This is a genomic window from Allokutzneria sp. A3M-2-11 16 (assembly GCF_024213555.1).
Lineage (GTDB): Bacteria > Actinomycetota > Actinomycetes > Mycobacteriales > Pseudonocardiaceae > Allokutzneria.
Window position 1 is genome coordinate 983,148 of sequence record NZ_JANAVO010000001.1, and the last position, 16,669, is coordinate 999,816.

General features: G+C 69.7%; 20 protein-coding genes. 7 read left to right on the top strand and 13 right to left on the bottom strand.

All coding sequences use genetic code 11. The features are described 5' to 3' along the window. Positions 1 to 212 precede the first annotated feature (212 nt). From NLX83_RS04890 to NLX83_RS04900, 3 genes are all read right to left on the bottom strand, one after another. The gene (locus NLX83_RS04890) at positions 213 to 731 is read right to left on the bottom strand and encodes a general stress protein (protein WP_254233666.1); all 519 of its coding nucleotides are present in this window, start codon (positions 729 to 731) and stop codon (positions 213 to 215) included. 356 nt (positions 732 to 1,087) lie between these two features. Then, positions 1,088 to 2,284, bottom strand: coding sequence for an acyl-CoA dehydrogenase family protein (locus tag NLX83_RS04895; protein WP_254233667.1), 1,197 nt, complete (start codon positions 2,282 to 2,284; stop codon positions 1,088 to 1,090). A gap of 105 nt (positions 2,285 to 2,389) precedes the next feature. Continuing rightward, entirely contained in the window at positions 2,390 to 2,797 is a 408-nt protein-coding gene (locus NLX83_RS04900) for a rhodanese-like domain-containing protein (RefSeq protein WP_254233668.1), read from the bottom strand. A gap of 93 nt (positions 2,798 to 2,890) precedes the next feature. Here NLX83_RS04900 and NLX83_RS04905 point away from each other — a divergent pair, with 93 nt between their 5' ends. Together NLX83_RS04905 and NLX83_RS04910 are read left to right on the top strand one after the other, a co-directional pair. Continuing rightward, positions 2,891 to 3,355 carry an Lrp/AsnC family transcriptional regulator gene (locus NLX83_RS04905; RefSeq protein ID WP_254233669.1) on the top strand — a complete coding sequence of 155 codons (465 nt, stop codon included), beginning with the start codon at positions 2,891 to 2,893 and terminating at the stop codon, positions 3,353 to 3,355. 23 nt (positions 3,356 to 3,378) lie between these two features. After that, positions 3,379 to 3,774 (top strand): hypothetical protein, encoded by a 396-nt coding sequence (locus NLX83_RS04910; protein WP_254233670.1) that lies wholly within the window; start codon positions 3,379 to 3,381, stop codon positions 3,772 to 3,774. Between the two features lie 52 nt (positions 3,775 to 3,826). Here the strand turns inward: NLX83_RS04910 and NLX83_RS04915 are convergent, their stop codons facing one another. The 3 genes from NLX83_RS04915 to NLX83_RS04925 form a co-directional block, all read right to left on the bottom strand. Continuing rightward, positions 3,827 to 4,432: a DUF4360 domain-containing protein gene (locus NLX83_RS04915; protein ID WP_254236082.1), complete on the bottom strand. Its 606-nt coding sequence runs from the start codon at positions 4,430 to 4,432 to the stop codon at positions 3,827 to 3,829. Between the two features lie 350 nt (positions 4,433 to 4,782). Beyond that, complete coding sequence (locus NLX83_RS04920; protein ID WP_254233671.1) at positions 4,783 to 5,100, bottom strand: hypothetical protein; 318 nt, start codon at positions 5,098 to 5,100, stop codon at positions 4,783 to 4,785. A gap of 50 nt (positions 5,101 to 5,150) precedes the next feature. After that, positions 5,151 to 6,110: an HpcH/HpaI aldolase/citrate lyase family protein gene (locus tag NLX83_RS04925; RefSeq protein WP_254233672.1), complete on the bottom strand. Its 960-nt coding sequence runs from the start codon at positions 6,108 to 6,110 to the stop codon at positions 5,151 to 5,153. 104 nt (positions 6,111 to 6,214) lie between these two features. Between NLX83_RS04925 and NLX83_RS04930 the strand changes: the two genes are divergently transcribed. Further along, positions 6,215 to 6,568: a hypothetical protein gene (locus NLX83_RS04930; RefSeq protein WP_254233673.1), complete on the top strand. Its 354-nt coding sequence runs from the start codon at positions 6,215 to 6,217 to the stop codon at positions 6,566 to 6,568. Positions 6,569 to 6,570: 2 nt separating this feature from the next. Here NLX83_RS04930 and NLX83_RS04935 read toward each other — a convergent pair whose 3' ends face one another. Then, a complete protein-coding gene (locus tag NLX83_RS04935) occupies positions 6,571 to 7,446 on the bottom strand; it encodes a PhzF family phenazine biosynthesis protein (RefSeq protein WP_254233674.1) in 876 nt (291 codons plus the stop codon). Between the two features lie 24 nt (positions 7,447 to 7,470). Here NLX83_RS04935 and NLX83_RS04940 point away from each other — a divergent pair, with 24 nt between their 5' ends. Beyond that, complete coding sequence (locus NLX83_RS04940; RefSeq protein ID WP_254233675.1) at positions 7,471 to 8,745, top strand: magnesium transporter MgtE N-terminal domain-containing protein; 1,275 nt, start codon at positions 7,471 to 7,473, stop codon at positions 8,743 to 8,745. A 10-nt stretch (positions 8,746 to 8,755) separates the two neighbouring features. Next, positions 8,756 to 9,301, top strand: coding sequence for a DUF1003 domain-containing protein (locus NLX83_RS04945; RefSeq protein ID WP_254233676.1), 546 nt, complete (start codon positions 8,756 to 8,758; stop codon positions 9,299 to 9,301). On the opposite strand, the gene NLX83_RS04950 is transcribed toward NLX83_RS04945, so the two are convergent. Next, a complete protein-coding gene (locus NLX83_RS04950; RefSeq protein ID WP_254233677.1) occupies positions 9,298 to 9,789 on the bottom strand; it encodes a MarR family winged helix-turn-helix transcriptional regulator in 492 nt (163 codons plus the stop codon). The two genes, NLX83_RS04945 and NLX83_RS04950, sit on opposite strands and share 4 nt — an antisense overlap. A 151-nt stretch (positions 9,790 to 9,940) precedes the next feature. On the opposite strand from NLX83_RS04950, the gene NLX83_RS04955 reads away from it, so the two are divergent. After that, positions 9,941 to 11,086 (top strand): Mrp/NBP35 family ATP-binding protein, encoded by a 1,146-nt coding sequence (locus NLX83_RS04955; RefSeq protein ID WP_254233678.1) that lies wholly within the window; start codon positions 9,941 to 9,943, stop codon positions 11,084 to 11,086. A 100-nt stretch (positions 11,087 to 11,186) separates the two neighbouring features. Here the strand turns inward: NLX83_RS04955 and tatB are convergent, their stop codons facing one another. From tatB to sigE, 4 genes are all read right to left on the bottom strand, one after another. After that, complete coding sequence (gene tatB, locus NLX83_RS04960) at positions 11,187 to 11,609, bottom strand: Sec-independent protein translocase protein TatB (RefSeq protein ID WP_254233679.1); 423 nt, start codon at positions 11,607 to 11,609, stop codon at positions 11,187 to 11,189. Positions 11,610 to 11,674: 65 nt separating this feature from the next. Further along, positions 11,675 to 13,171, bottom strand: coding sequence for a S1C family serine protease (locus NLX83_RS04965; protein ID WP_254233680.1), 1,497 nt, complete (start codon positions 13,169 to 13,171; stop codon positions 11,675 to 11,677). A gap of 90 nt (positions 13,172 to 13,261) precedes the next feature. Then, entirely contained in the window at positions 13,262 to 13,888 is a 627-nt protein-coding gene (locus NLX83_RS04970; RefSeq protein ID WP_254233681.1) for a zf-HC2 domain-containing protein, read from the bottom strand. 16 nt (positions 13,889 to 13,904) lie between these two features. Continuing rightward, positions 13,905 to 14,492 (bottom strand): RNA polymerase sigma factor SigE, encoded by a 588-nt coding sequence (sigE, locus tag NLX83_RS04975; protein WP_254233682.1) that lies wholly within the window; start codon positions 14,490 to 14,492, stop codon positions 13,905 to 13,907. A gap of 252 nt (positions 14,493 to 14,744) precedes the next feature. Here sigE and NLX83_RS04980 point away from each other — a divergent pair, with 252 nt between their 5' ends. After that, positions 14,745 to 15,392 carry an O-methyltransferase gene (locus NLX83_RS04980; RefSeq protein WP_254233683.1) on the top strand — a complete coding sequence of 216 codons (648 nt, stop codon included), beginning with the start codon at positions 14,745 to 14,747 and terminating at the stop codon, positions 15,390 to 15,392. 1 nt (position 15,393) lies between these two features. Here the strand turns inward: NLX83_RS04980 and glgC are convergent, their stop codons facing one another. Next, on the bottom strand, positions 15,394 to 16,611 hold the full coding sequence (gene glgC, locus NLX83_RS04985; RefSeq protein ID WP_254233684.1) for a glucose-1-phosphate adenylyltransferase: 1,218 nt from the start codon (positions 16,609 to 16,611) through the stop codon (positions 15,394 to 15,396). Between the last annotated feature and the right edge of the window lie 58 nt (positions 16,612 to 16,669).

A 16,669-nucleotide genomic window follows, 5' to 3' on the forward strand; every position in this document is an offset into this window, starting at 1 on the left:
GGCTGGTGACAGAACCTAGGGCGAGAGTTCCGACTCCCGCAACCGGGTGACGGCAACGATTCAGATAAGCCCATCGCGGAAAGGATTCAGAAAAGCCTCTGCGCCGGTCACGGTGGGTACGCGCGCGCACATCAACATCAACTCAGGAGAATGTGAAACAACAAACGGGCCACCATTCGTCGCCGAAGGGCGGCCCGTCGGTCAAGCCCTTATCAAGTCTCCTGGCCCGGGGCCTTCATGGCGAGCTTCGCCAGGGCGTCGCGTCCCTTCTCCGCATTGCGAGGCTGGCACAGCACGTCGTAGCGCCCTGCCACCAGCTGGCTCGCCGAGACGAAGTCACGGCGACCGCGCGTAGCCGCGTAACCGAACGCGTTGAAGATCATGAAGAAGATCACACCTGTGGCCAACGCCACAAGAATCGGGCCCAGTTGGAACCCGGTCGAGTTAAAGAGACTCAGCAGGATCCCGACGAACAGACCGAACCACGCGCCCGAAGCGGCGCCGGTGGCCAGCACCCGGCCCCAGGTGAGCCTGCCGGTGACCCGCTCGACCAGCATCAGGTCGACGCCGACGATCGTCACCTCCTGGACCGGGAACGACTCGTCGGCCAGGTAGTCGACCGCCCGCTGCGCCTCCTCGTAGGTGGCGTAGGACCCGATCGGCCACCCCGAGGGAGGCGTTGGCAGGCTCTGCGCACCGCCGGCGGGCCTGCCGGAAAATGGACTCGTCACCGTTGTCACCTCCGCGAGCTGGACTGGCTCAGAGCTGGACCGGCTCAGAGCTGGCCTCGCTACATGCTGACTCCGATCATCCTCGCCCGCGTGCCGGGCGGGGACACGCGCCCCCCAAACGGCCCACCCCGGACAACGGAACGGCCCACCGCGGCCACCGCCGCACCCCGGCGAACCGGCCCACCCCGGAGATCAGAACGGCCCACCACGACGACCCCGCCCACGGGTTCGCCGGTCTTCAAGTACCCCCTACCCCCGCCGGAACCGTCGCCAACCGCGGCGAACCCCGGGGTTGGGCGCGGTTGACGATTCCGGGAGCGGGGGTGCGGCGTACTTGAAGACCGTCCTACCCGGGGTCAGCCGCGCGAGCGGTACTCGCGCAGCAGGCCCCGGCTGATGATCGTCTTCTGGATCTCCGAGGTGCCCTCGCCGATCAGCAGGAACGGCGCCTCGCGCATCAGCCGCTCGATCTCGTACTCCTTGGAGTAGCCGTAGCCGCCGTGGATGCGGAACGACTCCTGGGTGACCTCGGCGCAGTACTCCGAGGCGATCAGCTTGGCCATGCCCGCCTCGACGTCGTTGCGCTGACCGGAGTCCTTGAGCCGGGCGGCGTTGACCATCATCAGGTGCGCGGCCTCCACCTTCGTCGCCATCTCGGCCAGCTTGAACGCGATCGCCTGGTGCTGGGCGATCGGCTTGCCGAAGGTGGTGCGCTGCTGGGCGTACTCCACGGCCAGCTCGAAGGCGCGGATGGCGATGCCGCACGCCCGCGCGGCGACGTTGACCCGGCCGACCTCGACGCCGTCCATCATGTGCGCGAAGCCCTTGCCGCGTTCCCCGCCGAGGATCGCGTCCGCGCCGACCCGGAAGCCGTCGAAGACCATCTCGGTGGTGTCGACGCCCTTGTAGCCCATCTTCTCGATCTTGCCGGGGATGGTGAGGCCGGGAAGCACCTCGCCGAACCCGGTCGGCTTCTCGATGAGGAACGTCGTGAGGTTCTGGTGCGGCCTCTCAGCACCCTCGTCGGTGCGGACCAGGGTGGCGACCAACGTGGAGCTACCGCCGTTGGTCAGCCACATCTTCTGGCCGTCGATGACAAAACCGTCGCCATCCTGCCGTGCTTTGGTGCGGATCGCCGCGACGTCGGACCCCAGCTCCGGCTCGGACATGGAGAACGCCCCGCGCACCTCGCCGGTCGCCATGCGCGGCAGGAAGTGCTGTTTCTGCGCGTCCGTGGCGTGTTGCTTGATCATGTGCGCCACGATGAAGTGCGTGTTGATCACGCCGGAGACGCTCATCCAGCCGCGCGCGATCTCCTCGACCACCAGCGCGTAGGTCAGCAGCGACTCGCCGAGCCCGCCGTAGGACTCGGGGATGGTGAGGCCGAACAGCCCCATCTCCTTCATGCCCTCGACGATGTCCGCAGGGTAGGTGTCACCGTGCTCCAGCGCCTGCGCGTGCGGGATGATCTCCTTGTCCACGAAGCTGCGGACGGTGGCCAGGATCTCCTGCTGGACATCGGTGAGACCGGCGGTCTGGGCGAGCCGAGCCATGGCGAGGTCCCCTTTCCTGCGACGCTGCGTCAACTGGGATTCAGGCGACTAGGGTTACCGGCGAGTATCGCGCGTCTACGTGGGGTTCGCGGTGTGAGAAGGTCCTCAACGGCGCTCTTGACCGGTACCGGTTTCGATCGGGTGCCGGTCCCACTTCCAGGTCTGGAACCCGCCGATGAGCTTCTTCACGGTGAACCCGAGCTCGGCCAGCTTCAGCGCGCCCTTGTCCGCCGCGTTGCAGCCCGGACCCCAGCAGTAGGTCACCAGCACCGCGTCGCGTGGCAGGTCGCGCGTCGTCTGCGCGGTGATGTCCTTGGCGGGAAAGGAAATCGAGCCGGGGATGTGTCCGGCCGCGTAGTGCTCGGGCGCGCGCACGTCCAGGACGAGGAAGCCGCCGTTGCCGTCCTCCATGTCCGCGCGGAGGTCGGCGGGGTCGGTCTCGAAGGACAGCAGGTGGCGGAAGTGGTCGGCGGCCGTGGCGGGCTCTGCGGGCTTCGCGGCAACTCGTGTCATGTGAAGAACGCTATGCCGCTGCCGCGCGTTTGAGCAGGGCGTATCCACGCCAGTATCCGCGCTTTGTAGTGGAAACCACGCTAGTTTGAGCACATGAGCGGTGATTCCACGCTAGCGCTGGATGCGGTGGACTGGCGGGTCCTGGCGGAACTCCAGGAGGACGCGCGCCTGAGCTACGCGGAGTTGGGCCGCCGGGTCGGACTCGGCGCCACGGCCGCGACCGAGCGGGTGCGGCGGCTGGTCGAGGGCGGGGTGATCAAGGGCTTCCGGGCGGAGGTCGACCTCGAACGCGTCGGCTACGCGGTGCTCGCCGTGGTGCGGCTGCGTTATCCCTCCGGGAACTACCGCAAGCTGCACGCGGAACTGGAGCGCACCACGGAGATCCTCCAGTGCCACCACGTGACCGGCGAGGACTGCTTCGTGTTGTTCGTGGCGGCGCGGGACATGCGCCACCTGGAGCGCCTGGCGGGACGGATCGCGACGCTGGGATCGATCACCACGTCGATCGTCTACTCGTCGCCGCTGCCGTCGAGGGCGGTCGCCGCGCCGTCCGAGTGATGACGTGACTATCTTGTGCGCCCGTGACAGAACCAGCCGCGGTGGCGCCCGCTGGCGATGAGCCGAAGAAGCGCCGTTCTCCGATCAACAAGCCGGACTTCGACTCGTGGGCGACGGGCAAGAAAGCGCTCACGGTCCTCGCGCTGCTCCCCGTATTCGCGGTGGTGGCCTTCTTCGCCCAGTTCCTCGAACTCCTCTACTACCTGGTGATGGGCGTCTACTACCTCGTCACCAGCCCGTACTGGATCTGCCGGGCGATCTATCGGGCGAGCAGCAGTGAGGACACGCCGCGCCGTCAGGAGGCGCGCGCGTCGATCGCTACATTCTTCAAGGTGTCCGGCTGCCTCCTGGCGATCGTGGTGGTATTCGGCGGAGGGTTGTTCCTGCTGGTGACGCTGATCAACATGGGGAACGAATGACCCTATTCCCCGGAAACGGGCACGGCCGCGTTCCGGCCGTGCCCGGCCCGAGCTAGGGGCAGGTCTTCCAGTGGAAGTGATAGGTCGTCTTAATGCTGCCGTCGGTCGAGTCCATCGCAATGAAACTCGTCTCGGTGGCCGGCGACGTCCCCTTGCTCACCCGGAGCTCGGTGTTGATGTTGACGTTGCGCTTCTCGCCGCAGGGCGCGTAGACGAGCGACGCGATGTCCACCTTGTCCGTGGTCTGCCAGTTGTCGTCCAGCGGGCCGGAGAAATTGTGCCGCGCTGCTACGGTCGGTGACATTCCCTGGAAGTAGTAGTTCGCCTGTTCGATCGCCGTCGCGCCGCGCGCGAGGTTCGCGAAACCGCGGTAGTCGGACTGCGCGATCGCGTACGTGAAGCCCTGAGGCACGTGCACCTTCAGGTTGAGCTGGCAGTTCTTCCTGGCCTCCGTCGGGCTGATACCTGGCCCGACCTGCGCCATGTACTGGCTGTAGGTCACCGTGAAGGCGGTGTTGTCGGGGGAGACCGCGATGGCGGCGGTACCGGCCGGACAGCCGGATCCGTTCACGGTTGCCACTTCGATGACAATTTTGTCCGGGGGCGGCGCGATATCCGCCTGAGCCACTGCCGGGATGGAAATCAAAGCCAGGGACATTCCAGCAACGGCTAACTTCCTCAACATGGATGCACCCTCCGCTAAGCAGGGATTGTTGTCACCAGCTAGGCAGCCACGGTATCGGAAGCAAACTTTCCGCGTACCCCTGAACGGGCGATGGGAACCAAGGCGTGATCCAACATGACCTCAACGGAGTACGGGCTATACCCATCCTAATGGACACTATACCCCGGTGCTTGACCGAACAATCAATTCAGGGTTGAGAATCCAGCCGGAATGCAACCGATTGTAGGGCTCTCGATTAGGCCCTTGGCGTGAATGGTCTTGCCATAACGACGAAAGGCACCGGCGGCACGAGGCCGCCGGTGCCCGGGGAGAACGGCACTGGGTCAGTGCTGCTCGTCCGGCTCCGCGATGAGCCGGACGACGCGGAGCTTGAACTCGTAGCTCAGCATCGCCTTGCGGTAGAGCACCACGTAGGTGTCCTCGCCGACCAGGAAGACGTTGCGCTTGCTCGCGGCGCGCGCGGAGCTCTTGAACTCGAAAGCCTGTTTCCTCGCTTCGGCCCTGGCCTGTTCGGCGGTGTCGAACCCGCCCGCGAGGACCTTGGTCGTGTAGCCGTGCTCATGCGGCGTCTCGACGAGTACGAACCACGGACGCTCGTGCGTCAGCTCCGGGTGTTCCTCGGGCTCCTGCGACTCGCTCATGCCAGTGAACGCTATCGCGTCCTCGCGTTCCCCAGCAGTGCCGGATCGACTCATTCGGCGGGCGGCGTCCAGCGGTCGGTGCGCGTCATCCCGGCGGCCCTGCCCTTCGCGGAGACCACGAGCGCCATCTTGCGGGACGCCTCGTCGATCATCTCGTCGCCGAGCATCGCCGCGCCGCGCTTGCCGCCCGCCTCCGAGGTGAACCAGTCGTAGGCGTCGAGGATGTTCTCGGCGTGGTCGTAGTCCTCCTGCCGCGGGCTGAACAGCTCGTTGCAGGCGTCGATCTGGCCGGGGTGCAGCACCCACTTGCCGTCGTAGCCCAGCGCCGCGGAGCGGCCGGTGACCCTGCGGAACCCGTCCAGGTCGCGGATCTGGAGGTAGGGCCCGTCGATGGCCTGCACGTCGGTGGCGCGCGCGGCCATCAGGATGCGCATCAGGATGTAGTGGTAAGCATCGCCGACGTCGTAGCCGGTCGGCTGCTCGCCGACCACGAGTGACTTCATGTTGATCGAGGCCATGAAGTCGGCCGGGCCGAAGATGATCGTCTCGATGCGGGGCGAGGCGGTGGCGATCGCGTCGACCTCGACAAGGCCCTTGGCGTTCTCGATCTGCGCCTCGATGCCGATCCGGCCGACCTCGTAGCCCATGGTCTTCTCGATCTGGGTCAACGTCAGGTCCAGCCAGGCGACCTGGCCGGCCGTCTGCACCTTGGGCAGCATGATGCAGTCCAGGTTCGCGCCCGCGCCCTCGACCACCTCGACGACGTCGCGGTAGGTCCACTCGGTGGTGAGGTCGTTGACCCGGACCACCCGGGCCTTGCCCTCCCAGCCGCCCTCGTTGAGCGCCGCGACGATCGTCTTGCGCGCACCGGGCTTGGCCAGCGGGGCGCACGCGTCCTCCAGGTCCAGGAAGACCTGGTCGGCGGGCAGGCCGCGAGCCTTGTCGATCATCTTCTGGCTCGACCCGGGAACGGCCAGGCAGGAGCGACGGGGACGCCGACGATCAACCACTTCGGACCTCCTTGTACCGACGGGTAACACGCGTGATGCTGGCACGGCCGGTGCGGCTCGACCACACGCTGAGGCGCCTTTCACAGCCGTGGGATGCTGCGGGAATGGATATCACCCGGCTGCTGGACGCCGCGCTGCGCAAGGCCGCGGCGGTCTGGGTCCGGCCGGAGGGTCAGCCCGCGCGCCTGGTCTGGGCGCTGTGGCGGGACGGGGCGATCTGGCTCGCCACCGGCCCCTCGGAGCAGGAGGTGCCCGGCCTGGAGTCGGCCACCACGGCCACCGTCACCGTCCGCTCCCCCAGCACCCACTCCCACCTCGTCGACGTGCCGGTGACCGTCGAGGCCGTGATCCCCGACGAGGCGACCACTTCGGCGCTCGCCACCGCCCGCCTCAACCGTCCCTCCCTCTCCGCTCCCCCGTCGTGGACCACCGTCCACCGCCTCGTCCCGACTCCCTGACGTCAGGGGATGGCGATGGTGCCGGAGGCGACGGGGGCCACGCCGCCGCGGACGGTGGCGCGGGTGACCGCGTAGTCCTCGACCGTCACGGCGCAGTCCAATGTGGACGGTCGGCCGATCTCGGCGCCCTGGCTGACCACGTAACGGGTGTCGCCGTCGCCGATCAGGCCGCGGTCGGCCAGCCACACGCCGAGGCCGAGCGCGGCGGAGCCGGTCGCGGGGTCCTCGCGCACACCGAGCTTGGGCGCGAACATCCGCGCGTGCGCGGCGTTGCTCTCGCTGTCGAAGGAGACCACCACGAGTCCGTGCGGCACTCCGGCGCGCTTGGCGGCCGACTCCTCGACCACCGCGCGGGACACGGCGTCCGGGCTCACCAGCAGGTACGCGAAGTCGATGCCGCAGCCCGCGATCCCCGGCGCGCCAGCACTGTCCACATCGGACGGATCGAGCCCCGCGGCCGCGGCGAGCGACTCGGCGTCGAGGTCCGGGCCGAGGTGGGCCGCACCTCCGGTCAACGTGGCCCCGGCCTGGTCGACCGAGATCGGCAGCAGCCCGGCGCCGCATTCCTGGACGGCCTCGCCGATGCCGATCACACCGTCCCGGGCGAGCACCCACGCCGACCCGATGCTGGGGTGACCGGCGAAGGGCAGCTCGGTCGACGCGGTGAAGATCCGCAGCCGGTAGTCGGCGCCCTCCTGGGTCGGCCGCATCGGGAAAGCGGTCTCGGAGAGGTTGAACTCGCGGGCGATCCGTTGCAGCTGGTCGGTGTCCAGCTCGTCGGCGCCGTGCACCACGGCGAGCGGGTTACCGGCGTAGGGACGGTCGGTGAAGACGTCCACAACGTCGTAGCGAAGGCGCGCGTCACCAGGCTCGATCATGGTCCGGACACTAATGTTGCCGACGTGGCAGGCACTAGCAGGGTCTTCGCCGCCCAGCTCGCCGGGCTGCCGGTGTTCGGGCCGGACGGGGAGTCCGTCGGCAAGGTGCGCGACGTGGTCGCCGGGCTCCGGCTGGACCGGCAGCCGCCGCGCGTGCTCGGCATGGTCGTCGAGCTGATCACCCGCCGCCGCATCTTCGTCCCGATGCTCAGGGTGACCTCCCTGGAGGCCAACGCGGTGACGCTGGCGACCGGAATGGTGAACCTGAGGCATTTCCACCAGCGCCCGAACGAGGTGATGGTCCTCGGCGAGCTGCTGGACGCGCGCGTGAGCGTGACCTCGGACGACAACCCCGCGGTGGTGGTGGACGCCGGGATGGAGCAGACCCGCACGCGGGACTGGGTGATCACCAAGCTCGCGGTGCGCGAGCGCACCGGGCGGCTCAGCCGCCGGGGCCCGCTCCAGGTGCTGCCGTGGGAGGCGGTCACCGGGCTCGGCTTCGCCGAGATCAGCGCGCAGCCGCAGGGCGCGCAGGAGCTGATGGCGGTCTTCGACACGATGCGCGCGGTCGACGTCGCCAGCGCGCTGCACGAGCTGCCGGTGAAACGGCGCTACGAGATCGCCGACGCGATGGACGACGAACGACTCGCCGACGTGCTGGAGGAGCTGCCGGAGGAGGACCAGAAGGACCTGCTCACCCACCTCAACGAGGACCGGGCGGCGGACGTGCTGGAGGCGATGAACCCCGACGACGCCGCCGACCTGCTGGCCGAGCTGCCCGACTTCGACAAGGACCGGCTGCTGTCGCTGATGGAGCCGGAGGAGTCGGCCCCGGTGCGCAGGCTGCTCGCCTACTCCCGCGACACCGCGGGCGGCCTGATGACCCCGGAGCCGGTGGTGCTCACCCCGGACGCCACCGTCGCCGAAGCGCTGGCGCGGGTGCGCAACCCCGACCTCACCCCCGCGCTGGCCAGCATGGTCTTCGTCGCCCGCCCGCCGCAGGCCACGCCGACCGGCCGCTACCTCGGCTGCGTGCACTTCCAGCGGCTGCTGCGCGAAGCGCCGTTCGACCTCGTAGCGGGCATGGTCGACCACCACCTGGGTTCGTTGTCCCCCAATGCTTCCCTCAGCGAGGTCACCCGCTACTTCGCCGCGTACAACCTGGTCGTCGCGCCGGTGGTCGACGACCAGGAGCACCTGCTGGGCGCGGTCAGCGTCGACGACGTGCTCGACCACCTGCTGCCGGACGACTGGCGGGAGAGCGGGCTACCGGAAACCACTGTGACAGCGGAGAGCTAGGAGCGAGGCCATGCCCGAGTTGCACCCGCGCCGCCGCCTCGACCAGCCGCGCCAGCCGCGCAGGCTGTCCTTCGACCTGGACCCCGAGGCGTTCGGCCGGTTCTCCGAGCGGATCGCGCGGTTCCTCGGCACCGGCACGTTCCTGTTCTGGCAGACGGTGCTGGTGATCGTGTGGATCACGGTGAACCTGCTCGCGGTCTCGTTGCAGTGGGACCCGTACCCGTTCATCCTGCTCAACCTGGCCTTCTCCACCCAGGCGGCGTACGCCGCGCCGCTGATCCTGCTGGCGCAGAACCGCCAGGACGACCGGGACCGGGTCTCGTTGGAGGAGGACCGGGCGCGGGCGGAGCGCACGAAAGCCGATACGGAGTACCTGGCGCGGGAGTTGGCGGCGCTGCGCCTGGCCGTTGGCGAGTCGGTGACGCGGGACTTCCTGCGCTCCGAGCTGGACCGGCTGCGCGGGGATCTGCTTGAGGGAAAAGCCAAGCGGGGCAAGCGCTCTCACGCCGTCGACGACACCGCGCGATGGGACGGCGAACCCGCCGAGACGCGTTAGGCCTGCGCCCGTTTGGGTTGCGTGACGGGGAGTTCGCCGTCGGCGAGCCTGCCGCAGGTGTGCCCGAGCAGGTCGAGCTCCTTGTTGTCCAGCAAGGCGACGAAGTGCCGCGCGATGCCGCGCATGTGCGTCGCCGCGGCGGCGCGCAACCGCTCCAGCCCGCGCTCGGTGAGCACGGCGACGACACCGCGGCCGTCGCAGTCCGCGCGCTCCCGGCTGACCAGTCCCGCGCGCTCGAGGCGGTCCACCAACCGGGTCACCCCCGACCTGGACAGCAGGACCAGCTCCGCGAGCTCGGTCATCCTGAGCTTGTACTCAGGGGCCCCGGCCAGCTGCACGAGAACGTCGTAGGCCGCCAGGGAAAGCCGCTGCTCCGCGATGAGCTCCGTTTCAAGCCATCGCGTCACGCGTGCGTGCGCCCGCAGGAACGAGCGCCAGGCGGTCAGTTCCCCACTGGTCGGTAATCGAGCAGTTCCCGAATCTGACACGAATCCATGTTACGGAGCGCGTCCTTCCGGTCGCTCAACGCCCCCGTGCCGCAAGGCACACAGCCGGTGAGCAACGGGTAGCTGAACCGGCCGTAGCATGGTCCGAGCGGGGGTAAGCCGCTCCAGCAAGCCAATCGGTACCGGAAGGTCGGTGTCCGCACTCGTGACCACCATCGACATCGAGGCCGTTCGCACGGCCGCGGGACGCGTCCAGGACCCGGAGATCCGCAAGCCGTTCGCGGAACTGGGCATGATCAAGGACGTCTCCGTCGTCGCCGACGGGGTGGTGTCGGTCGTGGTGTGGCTGACCGTCGCGGGCTGCCCGTTGCGCGACAAGATCACCAAGGACGTCACCGCCGAGGTGTCCCAGGTGCCCGGCGTCCGCGAGGTCCGGGTGAGCCTGGACGTGATGGGCGACCAGCAGCGCACCGAGCTGCGGCAGAAGCTGCGCGGCGACGCCAAGGAGCCGGTCATCCCGTTCGCCCAGCCGGGCTCGCTGACCAGGGTCTACTGCGTCGCCTCCGGCAAGGGCGGGGTCGGCAAGTCCAGCGTGACGGTGAACCTGGCCGCGGCGCTGGCCCAGCGCGGGCTGTCGGTCGGAGTGGTCGACGCGGACATCTACGGCCACTCGGTGCCCAGGATGCTCGGCGCGGACGGCAAGCCCACCCAGGTGGAGAAGATGATCATGCCGCCGCAGGCGCACGGCGTGAAGGTCATCTCCATCGGCATGTTCACCCCCGGCAACACCCCGGTGGTCTGGCGCGGGCCGATGCTGCACCGCGCGCTGCAGCAGTTCCTCGCCGACGTGTTCTGGGGCGACCTCGACGTGCTGCTGCTCGACCTGCCCCCGGGCACCGGCGACGTGGCGATCTCGGTGGCGCAGCTGATCCCCAACGCGGAGATCCTGGTGGTGACCACCCCGCAGCAGGCGGCGGCCGAGGTCGCGGAGCGGGCGGGCGCGATCGCGCTGCAGACCCGCCAGCGCGTGGTCGGCGTCGTGGAGAACATGTCCTGGCTGGAGATGCCCGACGGCTCCCGCATGGACATCTTCGGCACCGGCGGCGGTCAGACCGTCGCGGACTCCCTCAGCCGCGCCGTCGGCTCCGACGTCCCGCTGCTGGGCCAGGTCCCCCTCGACACCCGCCTCCGCGAAGCAGGCGACGCGGGCGTGCCCCTGGTGATCTCCGATCCCGAGGCCCCCGCGGCTCAGGTCCTGCGCGACGTCGCCAAGCGCCTGGGCACCCGCGCGCGCGGCCTCGCCGGACGCATGCTCTCCGTCACCCCCGCCGGCCGCTAGTCCCGTCCCAGCGTGGTTGTGCCCGTTTCGTACTCTTAGCCGCCCATGGGAGCGCTCTCTGTACGGCTATGAGTACGAAACGGGATACCCCTGGGGGGTGTTAGGTGGCGTCGGGGTCGTAGGGCGGGCGTTCGCCGTAGGAGAGGGGGCGTTGCTGTGGGGATGAAGAAGGGGACGAGGAGGAGGGCGGGGTGGGGTCCCCGGAGGGGGCGGGCGCGGCGTAGCTGCCGTTGCCGTTGCCCCGGTAGTCGTGACCGTCGTCCTCGAAGAAGTTGCGCACCGCCTGCCGCGGGTTGAGGTTGTTCCGCAGGTCGCGCAGGTCCTCGATCGGCTTGCGGAACTCGTCGAAGTCCGAGCCCATCTCCGACTTCAGCTGCTGACGGGCGCCCGTGGCGTAGTCGCGGACCTTGCGCATGTTGCGGGCGAGCCAGCTCGCCGCCTCCGGCAGCCGCTCCGGCCCGAGGATGAACAGGGCCGCGATCACCAGGACCAGGATCTCCAGCCAACCGATGCTCTCGAACAACCCCGCACCTCCTCATCACCGACCCGGTCAGCCTAGTTGGCGCACCGGTCGAGGTCAGCCGCCGCTCAGTCCGACTTCAGCGTCACGCTCAGGGTCAGCTGGCGCCCCTGCCGCACGATCTGCACCGGCACCGTCTCGTCGATCTTGCGCTGCCGCACCGCCACCACCAGGTCGTCGGCGTTGGCGATGGCGCGCTCGCCGACCTTGGTGATCACGTCGCCCTCCTGGATGCCCGCGGCCGCCGCGGCCCCGCCCTGGCGCACGTTCTGCACCTGGGCGCCGCTGGAGGTGTCCGCGGTCACCGACTTGGAGTCCACACCCATGTCGGCGTGCTTCACCGAGCCGGTCCGGATCAGCGACTGCGCGATCTGCGTCGCCTCGTCCATCGGAATGGCGAAGCCGAGGCCGATGGAGCCCTTCGACGTGCTGTAGATCGCGGTGTTGATGCCGATCAGCGCGCCGCGCGAGTCGATGAGCGCGCCGCCGGAGTTGCCGGGGTTGATCGCCGCGTCGGTCTGGATCGCGTTGATCACCAGGTCGGTGTCCAGCCGGATCGCCCGGTTCTTGGCGCTGACGATGCCCGTGGTGACCGTACCCGCGAGGCCGTGCGGGGCGCCGACGGCGATCACCGCGTCGCCCACCTGGAGGTCGGCGGAGCGGCCGAGGAGGGCCACGGTCGGGTTGCGCACCTCGACCTTGATCACCGCGAGGTCGGTCTTCGGATCGGCGCCGACGACCCTGGCGGGCACCCGGCTGCCGTCGGAGAAGATCGCCTCGACCTTGGCGGCCGGGGCGTTCACCGCCATGTCCACGACGTGGTTGTTGGTCAGCACGTAGCCCTGGCCGTCGATCACCACGCCGGAGCCGGTCCCGCCCTTGTCGCCGAGCACGACCTCGATCGAGACCACCGAGGGCAGCACCCGCTTGGCCACGTCGGAGACCGAGCCGGGTGGCCGTTCGACGCCGGGGCCGACCGGCGAGAGCGTGACGCCGGAGCTGGTCAGCACGCCGCCGTCCTCGGCGGTGAGCCGTCCGACGACTCCGCCGATCGCGGCGATCAGCAGCACGATCCCGGCCAGCGCGAGCGTGCCCGAGGTGGACAGCCTGCGGCCGAAGAGCAGTTCGCGGGCGGAGAGCCGGGCGCCGTGTTCGCGGACGACCACCGGCTCGGGCTTCTCGTCGGTGGACACGGCGGGTGGGCCGAGGGCCGCGCCCGCGGTGGGATCGCGCCAGCCGCCACCGTTGCCCGCCCACAGCGCCTGCTCCGGGTCTGCCTCGGGCGCGACACCGCCGGTGTCGCCCGGCGGGCGCTGGAGCAGTTCCCCGTTGCCCGGCGGGCGGCTGAACGCCTTCGCCAGGGCCTCGGGCGGTGGGGCGACGAGCTGGAAGTTGCCGTTGCGCTCCCGGTCGGCCCTGGGGGCGAACGCGCTGTCCACCCCGGCCGGACGCCCGAAAGCGGTCGCCTGCGTCGGATCGACGGGCGGCTGCTCCAGCGGACGCGGTCCGAGGCGGTTGTGCCCGCGGGCGTTCGGCGGCTGGCGGTGGTTGGGCTGCTGGCTCATCGTTCCCCGGGCGTGCGGCGCGGTCCTGACAGGGCTGAAGCGCCCCTAGCGTGCCTGGTGGGCGGTGAAGTCCGCGTAGCGGGGGTCGCCTCAGCGCCCCAGGAGCCCGCCGAAGGACGTGGCCGCGCTCGGGGACAGGGAGTTCAGCGACGACAGGACACCTGGCGCGGGTTCCGGCGCGCGGGCTCCTGGCTGCGGCGGGGTCGACCACTGGTTGTCGACCAGATCGCTGACGGCGGGACTGACCAGGGCGAGGACGCCGAGCACCAGCCCGGACACCACCACCCCGGTGCCCTGACGGCGGCGGCCGAGCACCGAGGAGCCCTCGCCCAGCATCGGCGAGGAACCCAGCATCGGCGAAGATCCCAGCCCGGCGGGCGGCTCGCTCGCGCGCATCCGGGACGGCCGGAGCACCGCGACGAGCTGGCCGTCCGGGGTGACCGCGAGCTCGTCGGGCCCCTGCGGGAGCTCGACCTGCTGCGGGATGGAACGCAGGCTGTCCAGCAGCCCGGAGGGCAGGCCCGGCATGTGCGCCGTGCGCACCGCGGCACGAGCCTGACGCTGCGCGGCGGCCTCCGCGGCACAGCAGGAGCACCGCGCGAGGTGCGCGGACGCCCTGTCGTGCGCGAGCGCCGAGAGCTCACCGTCGACGAACGCGACCAGCGCGTCCGGGTTCAGGTGCTGCTCGGCGAAAGCCCAAGCGCGCAGATCGCTCATGACGAGATCTCCGGGGTCATGCAAAGTCCTCCTGGGCCCGACGGCGTTCCAGCGCCGCCTTCAGCGCCTGCCGTCCACGGTGGATGCGGGACCGGACGGTGCCCAGCTTCACGCCGAGCGTCGCGCCGATCTCCTCATAGGACAGACCTTCCACGTCACACAGTACGACCGCGGCGCGGAACTCCGGCGGAAGCTCGTCGAGCGCCGCCTGCAGGTCCGGGCTGAGGTGCGTGTCGGAGTAGACCTGCTCCGGCGACGGGTCGTTGCCCGCGAGCCGGTCGGTGTCCTCCGGGAGCCCCTCCATCCGCAGCCGGGTGCGCCTGCGCGCCATGTCCAGGAACAGGTTCGTGGTGATCCGGTGCAGCCACCCCTCGAACGTCCCCGGCTTGTAGGAGGCGAGCGAGCGGAAGACCCGGATGAAGGTCTCCTGGGTGAGGTCCTCGGCGTCGTGCTGGTTGCCGGTGAGGCGGTAGGCCAGCCGGTAGACGCGGTCCGCATGCTCCCGGACCACGTCGTCCCACGACGGCGGCGTCCAGTTGGCCGGGTCGGGAGTCACGGTCGTCGCACCGGCTGTCGTCGCCGGGGTCAAAGGCTGCGTTCGCATCGGGCGGGAAGGCACCTCCATGGCGGGCTTGTCTGCCCTACTCGTGAACGTTGAGGAGACCCGCTGTGTTCCCGTGAGTGACCGGTGCCATGTTCACGAGTGAGGCAGAGCCGAGTTCTCTTCGCTCTTCTACACGGCTTACGGTGCCCCACTCTGGTGTGGCGATGTTGAGAGTCGGCTGAGAGCAGCCTGAGAAAGCCGGACCGGTGACGTTCGTCAACGGGGTGCGGGTGGCGGCGCTAACCTGCACGCGTGGCAGCCGACACCCCGTCCCTTTTCGCGCCGGCGGTTCGCGAGTACGTGGAGGACTACCTCGTGGAGGACGAGGTGCTCAGCCTCGCCCGGCAGCGGGGCTGCCAGCTCGGGTGCTCCCCGATCGGTGCGACGGGCGGCGCCGCGCTGAGCTTCCTGGCGGCGGCGTTGCAGGCGAAGGCGGTCGTCGAGGTCGGGACGGGCGCGGGCACCAGCGGGATCTGGCTGCTGCGCGGCATGGTCGAGGACGGCGTGCTCACCTCGATCGACATCCAGCCGGAGCACCAGCGCGCCGCGCGCCAGGCGTTCGCCGCCGCGGGCTTCCCCGCCGGGCGGACCCGGCTCATCCACGGCGAGGCGCTGGACGTGCTGCCTCGGCTCACCGACGGCGGCTACGACCTGGTCTTCGTGGACGGGGCGAAGGCGGAGTACCCGAAGTACCTCGAAGAGGGCGTCCGCCTGCTCCGCCCCGGTGGAGTGATCGTCTTCGACAACGCGCTGTGGGGCGGCCGCGTCGCGGACCCCACGGAGCAGGACCTGGCCACGAACGCGCTGCGCGAGGTCGCGCGGCTCGCGCGCGAGGACGAACGCGTGGTCCCGGTGCTCCTGCCGGTCGGCGACGGGCTCCTGGCCGCGGCGAAGCGCTGAACTACTCGGCGCGGACGCCCTTGCCGAGGACCACGACGCCTCCGTTGCTGACGGTGTAGCGCTCGCGGTCGGTCGTCAGGTCGACGCCGATCTGCGCGCCGTCCGGGACGATCACGTTCTTGTCCAGGATCGTGCGGCGCACCACCGCGCCCTTGCCGATGTGCACGCCGGGGAGCAGCACGCTGCCGTCCACCTGCGCGCCCGCCTCGATCATCACGCCGGCGCCCACCACCGAGTTGGTGACCTGGGCGCCGGAGATGATCGTGCCGGGTCCGACGATCGAGTCCTGCGCCATCCCGCCCTGGACGAACTTGGCGGGGGCCAGCGGCGGCGTCGCCGTGCGGATCGGCCACGCCTGGTTGTAGAGGTTGAAGACCGGGTGCACGGACACGAGGTCCATGTGCGAGTCGTAGTAGGCGTCGATGGTCCCCACGTCGCGCCAGTAGCCGCGGTCGCGCTCGGTCTCCCCGGGGACCACGTTGTCGGCGAAGTCGTAGACGGCGGCCCGGCCCGCGGCGACCAGCGCTGGGATGATGTCGCCGCCCATGTCGTGGTCGGAGTCGGGGTTGGCCGCGTCCTCCCGCAGCGCGTCGAGCAGCGCGTCGGTGCTGAAGACGTAGTTGCCCATGGAGGCGAAGGTGACCTCGGGGTCGTCGGGCGTCCCCGGCGGGTCCGCGGGCTTCTCCAGGAAGCGGGTGATCTGGCCGCTGGCGTCGGAGTCGATGCAGCCGAACGCCTTGGCCTCGGCGCGCGGGACGCGGATGCCCGCGACGGTCACGCCCGCGTCCGTCGCGATGTGCTGCTCCAGCATCTGGGACGGGTCCATGCGGTACACGTGGTCCGCGCCGAAGACCACGATGTAGTCCGGCTTCTCGTCGTAGACCAGGTTCAGCGACTGGTAGATCGCGTCCGCGCTGCCGGTGTACCAGCGGGGGCCGAGCCGCTGCTGCGCCGGGACCGGGGTGATGTACTGCCCGAGCACGCTGGAGAGCCGCCAGGTGGTGGAGATGTGCCGGTCCAGCGAGTGCGATTTGTACTGGGTGAGCACGCATATCTGCGTCAGACCCGCGTTGACCAGGTTGGAGAGCACGAAGTCGATGAGCCGGTAGTTGCCGCCGAAGGGCACCGCAGGTTTGGCCCGGTCGGCGGTCAGCGGCCACAGCCGCTTCCCTTCGCCACCGGCCAGCACGATCCCGAGGACGTGAGGCTGCCCCTTCACAGTCGGTGACCCTATCCGGGCAGATCACCGGATGGCCACCGCATCGGGTCACGGCTTC